At 69.5% G+C, this 14,584-nt stretch carries 12 protein-coding genes and 1 pseudogene; 10 read left to right on the top strand and 3 right to left on the bottom strand.

The window, feature by feature from the left end; all coding sequences use genetic code 11:
- Nucleotides 1–50: 50 nt before the first annotated feature.
- The 8 genes from tsf to ACO1BR_RS17300 all read left to right on the top strand — a co-directional run bounded on the left by tsf (nucleotide 51) and on the right by ACO1BR_RS17300 (nucleotide 9,087).
- Nucleotides 51–887: a translation elongation factor Ts gene (gene tsf, locus ACO1BR_RS17335; protein ID WP_426795967.1), complete on the top strand. Its 837-nt coding sequence runs from the start codon at nucleotides 51–53 to the stop codon at nucleotides 885–887.
- A 162-nt stretch (nucleotides 888–1,049) separates the two neighbouring features.
- Nucleotides 1,050–1,820, top strand: coding sequence for a UMP kinase (gene pyrH / locus ACO1BR_RS17330; RefSeq protein ID WP_039632372.1), 771 nt, complete (start codon nucleotides 1,050–1,052; stop codon nucleotides 1,818–1,820).
- A gap of 175 nt (nucleotides 1,821–1,995) precedes the next feature.
- Nucleotides 1,996–2,553 (top strand): ribosome recycling factor, encoded by a 558-nt coding sequence (gene frr, locus ACO1BR_RS17325; RefSeq protein WP_159507848.1) that lies wholly within the window; start codon nucleotides 1,996–1,998, stop codon nucleotides 2,551–2,553.
- Nucleotides 2,553–3,692 carry a phosphatidate cytidylyltransferase gene (locus ACO1BR_RS17320; protein ID WP_426795966.1) on the top strand — a complete coding sequence of 380 codons (1,140 nt, stop codon included), beginning with the start codon at nucleotides 2,553–2,555 and terminating at the stop codon, nucleotides 3,690–3,692. Before frr ends, ACO1BR_RS17320 begins: the two co-directional genes overlap by 1 nt.
- A 168-nt stretch (nucleotides 3,693–3,860) precedes the next feature.
- Nucleotides 3,861–4,973 (top strand): 23S rRNA (adenine(2503)-C(2))-methyltransferase RlmN, encoded by a 1,113-nt coding sequence (rlmN, locus tag ACO1BR_RS17315; RefSeq protein WP_426795965.1) that lies wholly within the window; start codon nucleotides 3,861–3,863, stop codon nucleotides 4,971–4,973.
- 257 nt (nucleotides 4,974–5,230) lie between these two features.
- On the top strand, nucleotides 5,231–6,313 hold the full coding sequence (locus tag ACO1BR_RS17310) for a thiamine ABC transporter substrate-binding protein (RefSeq protein ID WP_426795964.1): 1,083 nt from the start codon (nucleotides 5,231–5,233) through the stop codon (nucleotides 6,311–6,313).
- A gap of 38 nt (nucleotides 6,314–6,351) precedes the next feature.
- Nucleotides 6,352–8,016 (top strand): ABC transporter permease, encoded by a 1,665-nt coding sequence (locus ACO1BR_RS17305; protein ID WP_426795963.1) that lies wholly within the window; start codon nucleotides 6,352–6,354, stop codon nucleotides 8,014–8,016.
- Nucleotides 8,017–9,087 carry an ABC transporter ATP-binding protein gene (locus ACO1BR_RS17300; RefSeq protein ID WP_426795962.1) on the top strand — a complete coding sequence of 357 codons (1,071 nt, stop codon included), beginning with the start codon at nucleotides 8,017–8,019 and terminating at the stop codon, nucleotides 9,085–9,087.
- Nucleotides 9,088–9,141: 54 nt separating this feature from the next.
- Here ACO1BR_RS17300 and ACO1BR_RS17295 read toward each other — a convergent pair whose 3' ends face one another.
- Both ACO1BR_RS17295 and ACO1BR_RS17290 read right to left on the bottom strand, forming a co-directional pair.
- Nucleotides 9,142–9,828 (bottom strand): response regulator, encoded by a 687-nt coding sequence (locus ACO1BR_RS17295; RefSeq protein ID WP_426795961.1) that lies wholly within the window; start codon nucleotides 9,826–9,828, stop codon nucleotides 9,142–9,144.
- Entirely contained in the window at nucleotides 9,822–10,976 is a 1,155-nt protein-coding gene (locus ACO1BR_RS17290) for a sensor histidine kinase (RefSeq protein WP_426795960.1), read from the bottom strand. The genes ACO1BR_RS17295 and ACO1BR_RS17290 overlap by 7 nt, the downstream gene beginning before the upstream one ends.
- 272 nt (nucleotides 10,977–11,248) lie before the next feature.
- On the opposite strand from ACO1BR_RS17290, the gene ACO1BR_RS17285 reads away from it, so the two are divergent.
- Both ACO1BR_RS17285 and ACO1BR_RS17280 read left to right on the top strand, forming a co-directional pair.
- Nucleotides 11,249–12,535, top strand: a complete 1,287-nt coding sequence (locus tag ACO1BR_RS17285) for a glycosyltransferase 87 family protein (protein WP_426795959.1) — start codon at nucleotides 11,249–11,251, stop codon at nucleotides 12,533–12,535.
- A 184-nt stretch (nucleotides 12,536–12,719) separates the two neighbouring features.
- Nucleotides 12,720–13,340: pseudogene (locus ACO1BR_RS17280) on the top strand (glycosyltransferase); the annotation flags it as partial.
- 213 nt (nucleotides 13,341–13,553) lie between these two features.
- Here the strand turns inward: ACO1BR_RS17280 and ACO1BR_RS17275 are convergent.
- On the bottom strand, nucleotides 13,554–14,507 hold the full coding sequence (locus ACO1BR_RS17275; protein ID WP_426795958.1) for a hypothetical protein: 954 nt from the start codon (nucleotides 14,505–14,507) through the stop codon (nucleotides 13,554–13,556).
- Between the last annotated feature and the right edge of the window lie 77 nt (nucleotides 14,508–14,584).

Genomic DNA, 14,584 nt, shown 5'->3' with positions numbered 1-14,584 from the left:
CACCCGTAGATCTTTCGACTTCCGCGATTCCGAGAAGAGATTCACAGACCATGGCGAACTACACCGCCGCTGACGTCAAGACGCTCCGCGAGCTCACCGGCGCCGGCATGTTGGACTGCAAGAAGGCCCTGGAAGAGGCCGAGGGCAATGTCGACAAGGCCGTCGAGGTGCTCCGCGTCAAGGGTCAGAAGGGCGTCGCCAAGCGCGAGGGCCGCTCCGCCGAGAACGGCGCTGTGGTCTCCGTGATCGCCGACGACAACGCCTCCGGCCTCATCCTTGAGCTGAAGTGCGAGACGGACTTCGTCGCCAAGAGCGAGAAGTTCCAGACCGTCGCCAACGCTCTGGCCGCGCACGCCGCCAAGACCAACCCGGCCGACATCGAGGCCCTGCTCGCCTCCGAGATCGAGGCCGGCAAGACCGTCCAGGCGTTCGTCGACGAGGCCAACGCGAACCTCGGCGAGAAGATCGTCTTGGAGCGCTTCGCGCAGTTCTCCGACGGCTACGTGACGGCGTACATGCACCGCACCATGCCTGACCTGCCGCCGCAGATCGGTGTCCTCATCGAGCTCGACACGGAGAACGCCGAGGTCGCCAAGGGCATTGCGCAGCACATCGCCGCCTTCGCCCCGCGGTACCTTGCCAAGGAGGACGTCCCGGCCGAGGTCGTCGAGGCCGAGCGTCGCGTCGCCGAGGAGACCACCCGCGCCGAGGGCAAGCCCGAGGCCGCACTGCCGAAGATCGTCGAGGGTCGCCTCAACGGCTTCTTCAAGGAGGCGACGCTGCTCGGCCAGCCGTACGCCCTCGACAACAAGAAGACCGTCGAGAAGGTCCTCCAGGAGGCCGGTGTCACCCTGAAGCGCTTCTCGCGCATCAAGGTCGGCATCTGAGGCTGCCGCGAAGGCAGCGAATGACTTACGACCCCGCTAGGGTCGTACGCAGTCGGCCGCTCAACGGCCGGCCGCAGATGTGACGAGGAGGCCATTGCCGCACAGGGATCTGGACCAGACCCACGGCAGTGGCCTTCTTCGTATGTGCACGAGGAGAGCTCAATGAATCACGGTGCCGACGGCGCGGACACACACAAAGCCGGCAACGGCGGTAGGCGGCGCTTCCTTCTGAAGCTGTCGGGCGAGGCGTTCGCCGGTGGCGGAGGACTGGGTGTCGACCCCGATGTCGTGCACGCCATCGCCCGGGAGATCGCCGCGGTGGTCCGCGACGGCTATGAGATCGCCATCGTGATCGGCGGCGGCAACTTCTTCCGCGGCGCCGAACTCCAGCAGCGCGGTATGGACCGGGCCCGCTCCGACTACATGGGCATGCTCGGTACGGTCATGAACTGCCTGGCCCTCCAGGACTTCCTGGAGAAGGAGGGCATCGACTCCCGCGTCCAGACCGCGATCACGATGGGCCAGGTCGCGGAGCCGTACATTCCGCTGCGCGCGGTGCGCCACCTGGAGAAGGGCCGGGTCGTCATCTTCGGCGCCGGTATGGGCATGCCGTACTTCTCCACCGACACCACCGCCGCCCAGCGCGCCCTGGAGATCGACGCCGAGGCCATGCTGATGGGCAAGAACGGCGTGGACGGTGTCTACGACTCCGATCCGAAGCAGAACCCGGACGCGGTCAAGTTCGACGCCCTCGAATACGGCGAGGTGATCACCCGCGATCTGAAGGTCGCCGATGCCACCGCCATCACGCTGTGCCGGGACAACAAGCTCCCGATTCTCGTGTTCGAGCTGCTCGCCGAGGGCAACATCGCGCGTGCGGTGAAGGGTGAGAAGATCGGCACGCTCGTCAGCGATCAGAACACCCGGGCCTGACGGCCCCAACTGCCGTGATTCCGTACGGGCATCGGCCCGTACGGGCGGCAACTCCCGGCCGTGGGAAGACCTCGGTACGGGGATGGACAACCGCCTGCCGGTCGGACACCGTGCAGGAGAAGACGCGCGGCAGGGGCGAGGCTCTGCTTCTTACCGAAAAGACCAGGAGCAAGTGGTGATCGAAGAGATCCTCCTCGAAGCCGAGGAGAAGATGGAGAAGGCCGTCGTGGTCGCCAAGGAGGACTTCGCCGCGATCCGCACCGGGCGTGCGCACCCGGCGATGTTCAACAAGATCGTGGCGGACTACTACGGTGCCATGACGCCGATCAACCAGCTGGCGTCGTTCTCCGTGCCGGAACCGCGGATGGCCGTGGTGACCCCGTTCGACAAGAGCGCGCTGCGCAACATCGAGCAGGCGATCCGCGACTCCGACCTCGGCGTCAACCCGAGCAACGACGGCAACATCATCCGTGTGACGTTCCCGGAGCTCACCGAGGAGCGCCGCCGCGAGTTCATCAAGGTCGCCAAGAACAAGGCCGAGGACTCGAAGATCTCGATCCGCAGCGTGCGCCGCAAGGCCAAGGAAGCGCTCGACAAGCTCGTCAAGGACAAGGAGTCCGGCGAGGACGAGGTCCGCCGCGCGGAGAAGGAGCTCGACGACGTCACCGCGAAGTACGTCGCGCAGGTGGACGAGCTCCTCAAGCACAAGGAATCCGAGCTCCTAGAGGTCTGATGAACGAGTCATCCTGGGGGACCCCGCCCGGCGCCGGTCAATGGGGACCGCCCGACCACGGACCGGCTGCCTCGCTGCGCGGGGTGGCGCCCCCCGTCCCGGCGGGTCCCGTGCACGACCGGGGCGACGCGGCGCAGACTCGGCCCATGCCCATCGTGCCCGAGCCGGGCGGACACCAGGACGACCATCGGGACATCCGGGACGACCGGGGGGCTGCTCGACTGAGCGGCCCCCTGTTCCGCGACGACAGGCCGCAGGAGCCCATGCCCACCTCTCTCCCCGGGTCCGGCAGCGCGTCGGACCCAGAGAAACCGAAGAAGAAGAGCGCGGGGCGCAATCTGCGCGCCGCCATAGGGGTCGGTGTCGGCCTCGGCGCGGTCATCCTCGCCTCGCTCTTCGTCTACAAGCCGGTGTTCATCGGTGTGATAGCGATCGCTGTCGTCGTGGGGCTGTGGGAGCTGACCTCGCGGCTGGCGGAGCGCAAGGACATCCGGGTGCCGTTGGTGCCGCTCGCGGTCGGCGGCACCTCCATGGTGGTCGCCGGATACGTCCGCGGGGCCGAGGGGGCGTGGGTGGCGATGGCGCTCACCGCGCTGGCCGTCCTGGTGTGGCGGATGACCGAGGCGCCCGAGAACTATCTGCGGGATGTCACGGCGGGCGTCTTCGCGGCGTTCTACGTGCCGTTCCTGGCGACGTTCGTGGCCCTGATGCTCGCGGCCGGGGACGACGGGCCGCAGCGGGTGCTGACGTTCCTGCTGCTGACGGTCGTCAGCGACACCGGGGCGTACGCGGTCGGCTGGCGGTTCGGCAGGAAGAAGCTCGCGCCGCGGATCAGCCCCGGCAAGACCCGTGAAGGGCTCGTCGGCGCGGTGCTGTTCGCGATGGTGGCGGGCGCGCTGTGCATGGAGTTCCTGATCAAGGGCGGCGCCTGGTGGCAGGGGCTGCTGCTCGGTCTCGCGGTCGCTGCCAGCGCGACCCTCGGTGACCTCGGCGAATCCATGATCAAGCGCGATCTCGGGATCAAGGACATGGGCACCCTGCTGCCCGGCCACGGCGGCATCATGGACCGCCTGGACTCCCTGCTGCCGACCGCGCCGGTGGTCTGGCTGCTGTTCGTGATCTTTGTGGGATCGGGCTGACCGGCGCCGGTTACCCTTGAAGGGCGCGTCGCTCGTGGGCGATGCGCCCTTTCCGCCCCGCAACCGCGGGGGGTGATCCGTGAGGTCTTCTGGCTCCGGCCCCGTCCGGCCCCTGGCTCCGCGACAGCGGAGGACGCCCGGCCTCGTCGTACAGAGGAGTTTCCACTCATGGCACGCCCGGCCCCGGGAGAACTGACATTCGTCGCCCCCCGTGGGGCCAAGAAGCCTCCACGGCACCTCGCCGACCTCAGCCCCGTCGAGCGCCGCGAAGCGGTGGCCGCGATCGGCGAGAAGCCGTTTCGCGCGAAGCAGCTGTCTCAGCACTACTTCGCCCGCTACGCGCACGACCCGGCGGAGTGGACCGACATCCCGGCGGCGGCGCGCGAGAAGCTGGCGGCGGAGCTGCTGCCAGATCTGATGAACGTGGTGCGGCACATCTCGTGCGACAACGACACCACCCGCAAGACCCTGTGGCGGCTGCACGACGGCACGCTCGTCGAGTCGGTGCTGATGCGCTACCCGGACCGGGTCACCATGTGCATCTCCTCGCAGGCCGGCTGCGGAATGAACTGCCCGTTCTGCGCCACCGGACAGGCGGGGCTGGACCGCAACCTCTCCACCGCCGAGATCGTGCACCAGATCGTCGACGGGATGCGGGCGTTGCGTGACGGCGAGGTGCCGGGTGGCCCGGCGCGGCTCTCCAACATCGTCTTCATGGGGATGGGCGAGCCGCTCGCCAACTACAAGCGGGTGGTCGGCGCGATCCGGCGGCTGACCGACCCCGAGCCGGACGGGCTGGGGCTGTCCCAGCGCGGCATCACGGTCTCGACGGTCGGGCTGGTCCCGGCGATGCTGCGGTTCGCCGACGAAGGCTTCAAGTGCCGGCTCGCGGTGTCGCTGCACGCGCCCGACGACGAGCTGCGCGACACCCTTGTGCCCGTCAACACCCGCTGGAAGGTCCGTGAGGTGCTGGACGCCGCGTGGGAGTACGCCGAGAAGTCCGGCCGCCGCATCTCGATCGAGTACGCGCTGATCCGCGACATCAACGACCAGGCATGGCGCGGTGACCTGCTGGGACGACTGCTCAAGGGCAAGCGTGTCCATGTGAACCTCATTCCGCTCAATCCGACGCCGGGCTCGAAGTGGACCGCCTCGCGGCCCGAGGACGAGCTGGCGTTCGTACGGGCCATCGAGGCGCATGGTGTGCCCGTGACCGTTCGGGACACCCGCGGCCAGGAGATCGACGGCGCCTGCGGGCAGCTCGCCGCCTCGGAGCGCTGAACGCCCGCTGGTACGGTGTGCTCGAACAAATGCACATTCCGACAGGGGAGCGCCACAGCGCTGAGAGTGCGGAAGCGCCGAAACCACACGGCGCCCGCAGACCCTTGAACCTCGCCCGGGTCATTCCGGGTAGGAAGTTCGGTCGTCACTCATGCTGTTGCGCCCTGCCCACGGTGCGTTGCCGTACGTCACCCGACGTCGCGAGCGGCGGCACCGGGCGGGGCCGCGTCTCTTCCTGGCCAGCCAGGAGGAAATCAGTGAGCACCACCAGCAGGATCACCGCGGCAGCGCTCGCCGCCGCGGCCGGCATGACCGCCCTCTCCGCATGCGGCACCACGGGGGGCAACGGCGGGAGCGCGGATGCCAAGACCGTCACGCTCGTCAGCCATGACTCGTTCAACGCCTCCAAGTCCGTACTGGCCGCTTTCGAGAAGGAGAGCGGCTACAAGGTCAAGGTGCTCAAGGGCGGGGATGCCGGCAAGGCCGTCAACCAGGCGATCCTGTCCAAGGACAACCCGCAGGGCGATGTCTTCTTCGGCATCGACAACACCCTGCTCTCGCGCGGCCTGAAGGCGGGCATCTTCAGCCCGTACCAGGCCAAGGGGCTGGACAGCGTCCCGGCCGACCTGCAGCTCGACAAGGACGCGCACCGCGTCACACCTCTCGACTACGGCGACATCTGCGTCAACTACGACCGCGACTACTTCACCCAGCACAAGATCGCTCCGCCACAGACCTTCGACGATCTGCTCAAGCCCCAGTACAAGGGGCTGCTCGTCACGGAGAATTCCGCGGCCTCCTCTCCGGGGCTCGCCTTCCAGCTCGGAACGGTCGCGAAGTACGGCGATGCCGGCTGGCAGGACTACTGGAAGAAGCTCAAGGCCAATGGGGTCGAGGTCGTCGACAGCTGGGAGCAGGCGTACAACGAGCGCTTCTCGGGCTCCGCGGCCGGCAAGGGCAAGGGCGACAAGCCACTGGTCGTCTCCTACGCGTCCAGCCCGCCCGCCGAGGTGATGGGCAAGAACCCGGCACCCAAGGAGGCACCCACCGGTGTCGCGACCGGCACCTGCTTCCGGCAGATCGAATTCGGTGGTCTGCTCAAGGGCGCGAAGAACGAGAAGGGCGGCAAGGAACTGTTGGACTTCCTGCTGTCGAAGCAGTTCCAGGAGGACATGCCGCTCCAGATGTTCGTCAACCCGGCGCGCAAGGACGCCAAGGTGCCGGAGCTGTTCACCAAGTACGGCGCGACGATCGACAAGCCGACGACGCTGGCACCGGAGACAATCTCCAAGAACCTTGAACAGTGGATCAAGCAGTGGTCCTCGCTCGTTCTGAAGTAGCCCGCGCCCGCCTCGGGAGGCCTGCGCGGGGAACGGCGGTGCGGCTCGGCCTGATGGCTGTGCCGCTCGCCTTCTTCGCGCTGTTCTTCGCCTACCCCGTCGTCGCGATCGTCGGGCGGGGGCTGAAGGACGGCGGACAGTGGCAGCTCGGCCGGCTCGGCGCCGTACTGAGTGACCCGGACGTCCTTCACGTGCTGTGGTTCACGCTCTGGCAGGCAGCTGCCTCGACCGGTCTGACCCTGCTGATCGCCCTGCCCGGCGCCTATGTCTTCGCGCGCTTCGACTTCCCCGGCAAACAGCTGCTCCGGGCGGTGGTGGCAGTGCCGTTCGTGCTGCCGACCGTGGTCGTCGGCTCGGCGTTCCTCGCGCTGGTCGGCAGGGGCGGACTGCTGGACGACCTGTGGGGCGTTCGGCTGGACACCTCGGTGTGGGCGATCCTGCTGGCGCACGTCTTCTTCAACTACGCGGTGGTCGTCCGCACCGTCGGCGGGCTCTGGAGCCAGCTCGATCCGCGACAGGAAGAGGCGGCGCGTGTGCTCGGCGCCGGACGGTTCGCGGCCTGGCGGCGGGTGACACTGCCCGCGCTGGGGCCGGCCGTCGCGGCGGCTGCGCTGATGGTGTTCCTCTTCACCTTCACCTCCTTCGGCGTGGTGCAGATTCTGGGCGGGCCCACCTTCTCGACGCTGGAGGTGGAGATCTACCGGCAGACCGCAGAATTCCTCGATCTGCCGACGGCCGCAGTCCTGACGCTGATTCAGTTCGCTGCGGTGCTGGGGCTGCTGGCGCTGCATGCCTGGACCGTGCGCAGGCGGGAATCCACGCTGCGTCTGGTGGACGCATCGCAGACCGCACGCCGACCGCGCGGCCGCGGCCAGTGGGCACTGCTGTGGGGCACGCTCGCAGTTATCGCCGTGCTGCTCGTCCTGCCGCTGGCCGTGCTCGTCGAGCGGTCCTTCGCGGGGCCTGACGGCTACGGGCTGGTCTTCTACAGGACGCTTCGCTCCGCGGCGGCCGCCGACAGCACCTTCGCCGTCGCCCCGCTCGACGCCGTGTGGAACTCCCTTGCCTACGGCGCGGCGGCCACCATGATCGCCGTGCTGGTGGGCGGGCTGGCGGCAGCGGCTCTGACACGCCCCCAGCCCCGCACCGGCCCGTCCCGGCGGACGTCGATGGCCGGCAGGTTCGTCCGCGGATTCGACGCGCTGCTGATGCTGCCGCTGGGCGTCTCCGCCGTGACCGTCGGCTTCGGCTTTCTGATCACCCTCGACAAGCCTCCGCTGGATCTGCGCGGTTCCTGGTGGCTGGTGCCGCTCGCACAGGCCCTCGTCGGGGTGCCGTTCGTGGTCCGGACGATGCTGCCGGTACTGCGGGCGGTCGACGGGCGGCTGCGGGAGGCGGCGGCCGTTCTCGGAGCGTCGCCATGGCGGGTCTGGCGCGAGGTGGACCTGCCGATGGTGCGGCGGGCACTGCTGATCGCGACGGGCTTCGCCTTCGCCGTTTCGCTGGGGGAGTTCGGCGCGACCGTCTTCATCGCGCGGCCGGACCACCCCACGCTGCCGGTGGCCGTGGCACGGCTGCTGGGGCGTGCCGGAGAGCTCAACTACGGGCAGGCGATGGCCCTGTCGACCATCCTGATGGTGGTGTGCGCCGGTGCCCTGCTGGCCCTGGAGCGCATCCGCACCGACCACTCCGGGGAGTTCTAGATGACGGCGCAGACGGGAAGCACGACACGGGAACTGCTGCGGCTGGGCGGGGTGACCGTCCGCTTCGGCACACCCGGCGGGCGCCCGGCGCTCGACGCGGTGGACCTGGATGTCGCCGCGCAGGAAATCGTGTGCGTCCTCGGGCCCAGCGGCAGCGGCAAGTCGACACTGCTGCGGGTGGTGGCCGGTCTGCAGCAGGCCGATGCGGGCGAGGTGTTGCTGGAGGGGCGGGACCAGGCGGGCGTGCCGACGCACCGGCGCGGGGTCGGGCTGATGTTCCAGGACCACCAGCTTTTCCCGCAGCGCGATGTCGCGGGGAACGTCTCCTTCGGGCTGCGGATGCGGCGCTCCTCGCGCGCCGAGCAGGAGCGTACGGTCGCCGAACTGCTCGACCTCGTCGGGCTCCCCGGCGCCCAGCGGCGGGCCGTTGCCTCGCTGTCCGGTGGTGAACAGCAGCGGGTCGCACTGGCCCGTGCGCTTGCCCCGCGTCCCCGGCTGCTGATGCTCGACGAGCCGCTCGGTCAGCTGGACCGCGGGCTGCGCGAACGCCTCGTCGTCGAACTGCGGCGGCTGTTCGGAGAGTTGGGTACCACCGTGCTCGCCGTCACCCACGACCAGGGCGAGGCTTTTGCACTCGCGGACCGGGTCGTGGTGATGCAGGACGGCAGGATCGCGCAGAGCGGCACCCCCCTGGAGGTCTGGCAGCGGCCGGCCACGGAATTCGTCGCCCGCTTCCTCGGCTTCGACAACGTGGTCGAGGCGACGGTGCAGGGCGAAGCCGGTGCCACGCCCTGGGGCAAGGTGCCGGTGCCGGAGGGCACTTCGGACGGCCCCTGCCGTCTGCTCGTACGCCCCGCCGGCGTACGGCTGACCTCCCCGGTGGACGGATTGCCCTGCACGGTCGCCGCCCGGACGTTCCGTGGCACCCATGTCGCGCTGCTGCTTGAGCCGGCGGGCGGACCGCAACTGGAGGCGGCCTGCCCACTTCGCGATGCGCCGGAGACGGGAGCGCGGGTGGGGGTTTCGTTCGCCGCCGAGGACGTGGTGGTGCTGGACGCCTCGACGGAATAACCGCGTGAAGTACCGCTGCTGTGCCATGGATTGCTCCTGAAGGACGGCTCGCTGCTAGGTCCGAGGGGGAGGGTGGGGACGCCGGCCCTGCGGGACGACCAGGCCCAGCTCATAGGCGAGAATCACCGCCTGGGCACGGTCACGCAGGCCCATCTTGGTGAAGAGCCGGTTGATATGGGTCTTGACGGTGTGATCGGTGATCGTCAGTCGCGTGGCGATCTCTCCGTTGGACAGTCCTTGGGCGATGTGCACGAGCACCTCCACCTCGCGGGCGGTCAGCTCCTCGACTGTGCGGACCGGCACCGGTGCCGACCGTTGCTTGACGAATTCCGCGATCAGCCGCTTGGTCAGCTCGGGTGCGAGCAGCGCATTGCCCTCCGCCACGACCCTGACGGCATGCAGGAGTTCGGGGAACGTGGTGTCCTTGAGGAGGAAACCGCTGGCTCCTGCCGCGAGCGCGTCATAGACGTACTCGTCGAGGCCGAACGTCGTCAGCATCAGCGCCTTGGTCGTACCACCGGACGCCCGGGTGATCTCACGTGCGGCCTCGATGCCGTTCTTGTGCGGCATACGGATGTCCAGCAGCGCCAGGTCGGGGCGTTGCTCCGCGGCGAGACGGACCGCCTGCACACCGTCCTCCGCCTCACCCACCACCTCGATGTCGTCCTGCGTGCCCAGCAGATTGACGAAGCCGGTGCGGACGATCGCCTGGTCGTCGGCGACGATTGCTCTGATCACCACGGGAGCTCCGCTTCCACGAGAAAGCCGCCTTGCGGGCCGCGGCCGGCGGTGAGCTTCCCGCCGAGCAGTGCCGCCCGCTCCTGCATGCCGACCAGGCCGTGGCCGGAGTGGGTCACACCCGGTGGACCCGGCCCGTCGTCCGCGATCCGCACCGCCAGCCGGTCGGACGCGTAGTCGATCTCCACCACCGCATGGGCACCCGGGGCGTGCCTCCGTACGTTGGTCAGCCCCTCCTGCACGATGCGGTAGGCGGACAGCTCCCAGGACGTGGGCAACTCGATCCGATCCCCACTGATCCGCAGGTCGACCGCACCGCCGACCGAACGGTGCTGCGCCATGAGCTCGTCCAGGGCATCGAGGGTCGGCTGGGGAGCCGTACCGGCCTTGTCATCGGGCCCCGTGCGCAGCACGCCCAGCAGCCTGCGCAGCTCCGCCATCGACGACCGGGCCGAAGCGGCGATCTGCTGGAACCCTTCGCGGGCCTGCGGCGAGAGATCAGGGGTGGTGTAGGTGGCGCTCTCCGCCTGCACGGCGATCACCGAAACCGAGTGCGAGACGACATCGTGCAGCTCGCGCGCTATCGCCGCCCGCTCGGACTCGGCGGCCTGCCGGCGCTCCATCGCGATCACCCGCGCCTGCGCGTCCGCCCGCTCGCGCTGTGTCTCTTCGCGCGCGCGTACCGCGTCACCCATCGATACCGCGGCCAGGATCGCCACGGTCAGTACGAACCATTCGGCGAAGAGATCGATGCGGTACGCCTGCGGATGCCACGTCGCGATGTGCCACAGGTTCACCACGAGAGCGAGCGCAGAGCCGCCGCCGACGAGAATCGCCGGATGCGCCACGCGGTGGCGCCCGAGGGTGTAGCAGCCCATGAGACCGCTCACGGTCGCCGCGATATAGAGGTCTGTTCCGGCAGCGAAGCTCACGAGGGTCGCCGCAACGGAAAGGACCGCGGTGGCCGGATGCGCGCGACGCCACGGCAGCGCCGCTGCGGACACCAGCACGCCGAACGCGATCACTGGAGAATGCCGCGGTACCACCACCAGCTCCACGGCCGCGAACGCCGTGAGTGCTCCGCCGGAGACCCAGGGATAAGCGGACGACGTGACCCATGCGCGTAGCCACTGCCGGAGAGATTTGTTCATGCCTTTATCTTTCGGGATCTCCGCAGCTCATGCGTCGCCGCACGGGTTGATCCACCGCAGGGATGTCATGCCACGGGTTGACTCCGAAGTTCGGTTGCTCGTTTGACGCTTCGCCGTTCCGCCGTCCATAGCCTCGTGATCAAGGCGAGAACGGGATTCTCATGAACGGGCAACTTACCTATAAAGCAAGGGAGTTGAAGCGATGGCGTGGAACGGTACGGGCAGTACGGCGGCGGTGGCGCACATTCCGCGGGTGTGGGAACCACGAGGTCTTGGGGTGGAGCGCGTGCGCGGTCACCGCACTCGGACTGGGGATCGCCACCACGCTCGCCCCGCACCGGACATGGGCTCTCATCGCCACGGTCGGATACGGCTGTGCGGCGGTGGCCGCGGCGTTCCGTGCGCGGGGACGGAACAAGCCGCGTGCACCGGCAGCCTCCGGTCATCTGCCGGCGGCGGTGGCTGTGACGGGCTCGGTGGTACTGCCCCTTGCCGTCCTCGCGCTGAGCGGCAGGGCGCAATTGGAGGTCTCGGTAGTCGAGCGCGCGGCCGGCCTGCTGCTGTCGTCGGGCAGCCCTTACGTTCCCACTCCGTCCGCGGTGCCGGACTACAACCCCTATCTGCCGGGCATGGCGCTCTTCGGAGCCCGGCCGTTGGCGGACGCCCGATGGCGGATGGCAGGAGCCTTCCTCCTCTCCATGACCGGCGCGGCGGCAACGCTGGTTCGCTGCGTGCCCGCGGGCCTTCGTGCGCCGCGGGGGAGCCGGGCCGCTGCACGCAGGAACAGCACACCCGCATTGGCCTGGCTCGCTGCCTGCCCCATGGTGGCCCTGCCGCTGGCCGTTGGAGGCATAGACCTGCCGATGATCGGCCTCATGTGCTGGGGACTGGCGACGGCCGGCCGCGGAATGCCAGGGCGTACGGGGCTGTTGCTGGGCGCCGCGGCAGCGCTGAAGTGGACGGCCTGGCCGGCGATACCGGTGGCCGTCGTCCTGTTGGCGAGGCGTGACGGGTGGCGCCGTGGGCTGACATGCGGCGCGGTCACGGCGGTGACGGTATCGGCGGCGGTGCTGCCCTTCGCCCTCACCACTCCACGCTCCTTCGCCGAGAACGTCCTGGCGTTCCCTCTGGGACTCGGCGCGACGGCATCACCCGCCGAGAGCCCCCTTCCCGGGCACCTCCTGGCCGCGTATGTGCCCGGCGGCAGGCTGACCGCCATGGCCCTCCTGGCGGTCGCAGCCCTCACTGTCGCCGCCTCCCTGCTGATACGGCCACCATGCACGGTCCGTGCGGCGGCCGACCCCCTGGCGATCGGCCTCGCGCTGGCCATGGCATTGATGCCGGCCACCCGCTTCGGATACCTCGTCTATCCGCTGGTGCTGTGGGTATGGCCCCGCCTCTACCGTCCCGCGGTGGAGCCACGCACTGCGAGCCGACTCCGGACGCCAGAGCCGCCCCCGCTGACGCCAGAGCCGCCCTCGCTGGAGAACGCGCTGCCCGCCGACCGGGCGACGGAGCCGGAGCACCACATCGCCGAACCGCGAGAGAAGGTAGCTTGATGCCCCGCACCCTCAGCGCCACCATCGACTTCCTACCCCGTCAGGGAGAGAGCAAGACCCTCGTGCAGGCCACGGCGAACCGCTTCCCGCGCGCGACGCGGTGGTCGTCCACACCTCGGCCGAGCCGGGGGCGGCCGCGCACGATTCCGCCCTGCTGTTCCCGGTGGTCCGCGATCCGGCCCGGATGCTGCTGCCCACACCCCGAGCCTCCTCCCGTGCCACGGCGCTCTCCCATAGTCGCCGCGCTCGGCCCCGCCGCTGCGGAGCGTATGACCAGGCCGGCCCCGGAGCCGACGTCTCCGTCGTCCGGCCGGGACTCGACGTCCGCGCCGTATGCGAGCGCCGCCGCCTGGCCGGACGGCGGGTGATCCTTCGTGTGGCCCGGCTCGTGCCCTGGAAGTGGCGAGACCCCTGGAAGTGCCGGGACACGCTGATCCGCGCGCTACCGCTCATCCGCCGCCGGGTGCCCGATGCCGTGGTGCTGCTCGTGGGCGGCGGTCCCTACGCACGCAGCCAGCGAGGGCTCGCCACGGCCCAAGGCGTCCACGATGCCGTGGTCTTCGCCGGCCCTCATCCCCGGGGTCCCTGCCGTCGTTCCACGCCGCGGCCGATGTCTGCGCCATGCCCTGCCGCACGTGCCGCGGCGGACTGGAGATCGAGGGGGCTAAGGATCGTCTTCCTGGAGGCGGCCGCGACCGGCCTTCCCGTGTTGGTCGGTGACTCGGGTGGTGCGCCCGACGCGGTGCGTGGCGCCGCGACAGGTCATGTGGTGGACGGAGGCAGTCCGTTGGCCGTGGCGGAACGGTCGACAGCGATGCTCACGGACCCGGGCGCCGCCTGGGCGATGGAGGAGAAGGAGCGCTCCTGGGTCACCGCGGATTTGGGCTGGGACCCTTCCTACGGGCAACGGGCAACGGGCAACGGGCAACGGGCAACGGGCAACGGGCGTGCTTGCTTGCCGGGTGATGGGCCAGGGTGGTCGACCGGCTCGCCCTCACCCTGGCCGTCGATCGCGGCGTCAGGCAGCCGCTCGATGCGCGCTGTCCGCTGGAGTGGCGGCGACCTCCGGGGCCGAGCCGTCAGCGTCGGTCGCACCGGGCTCCGGTTCCGGCTCGCCGAACCACGCGACGGCGACGGCTCCGGCCACGGCGACCAGAAAACCGAGGACGGCGACCCAGGCGAAGCCCGGACGGGAGGAGTCACCGAGCCACAGCACTCCGAGGATGCCGGGGACCACGGTCTCGCCCACCACCAGAGCCGCCGTGGCGCCGTTCACCGAACCGATCTGCAGTGCGACGGTGTGCAGGTACATCCCGCCGATGCCCGCGACGAGGATCGCGTACAGCGCGGGGTCGCCGAGGAGGGAGGGCAGATGGAACGGATCGATACCGTTCAGCACCCGCACGCCGACGCCGAGGGCGCCGAAGCCCAGGCCGGAGAGCAGACCTGCGAGGATCGCGGCCCGCCCGCCGAGCAGTCGCACGATCAGGGTGCCGCCGCCGATGATCACGACGGACGCGACGAGCAGCCACCAGTGCGTCGTGATTGGGGTGTCGCTGCCGCCCTCCGGCCCTGCGGCGGTGGCCAGCAGCACCAGCGCCGAGCAGACCACGGCGATGGAGGCCCATTCGGGGCGGGTGAGCCGGATGTTGAGGAGTTTGATGCTCAGTACGGCCGTGATCACGAGATTCGCGCTGATCACGGTCTGCGAGAGGAACAGGGGCAGCAGTCGGGCGGCGAGCGCGCCGAGCCCGAAGCCTATGAAGTCCAGCACCGTGCCGACCATGAACTCCCAGGTCACGGCGGCCTTCGCGGTGGACGACAGGCTGGGGCCGCCGCGCTGGGTGACGCCGGTGATGGACGCCTTTGTCGCTTCCCGGCGGGCGGACTTGCGCGACCCCACCGCCTGCAGGACCGAACCCGTGCCGTAGCAGGCAGATGCCGCCACGGCCGTCAGAAGGCCGATGATCACCAAGAGCTCCGTTCGCGCACTGCATTACCTGTTCATTACCTGGCCTGGCAGACGCGCATTTCGGGACGGGAGTTGCC

The sequence above is a fragment of the Streptomyces sp. YGL11-2 genome (assembly GCF_050054615.1).
Classification (GTDB): Bacteria; Actinomycetota; Actinomycetes; order Streptomycetales; family Streptomycetaceae; genus Streptomyces.
This window is presented reverse-complemented; position numbering and strand designations above follow the sequence as displayed.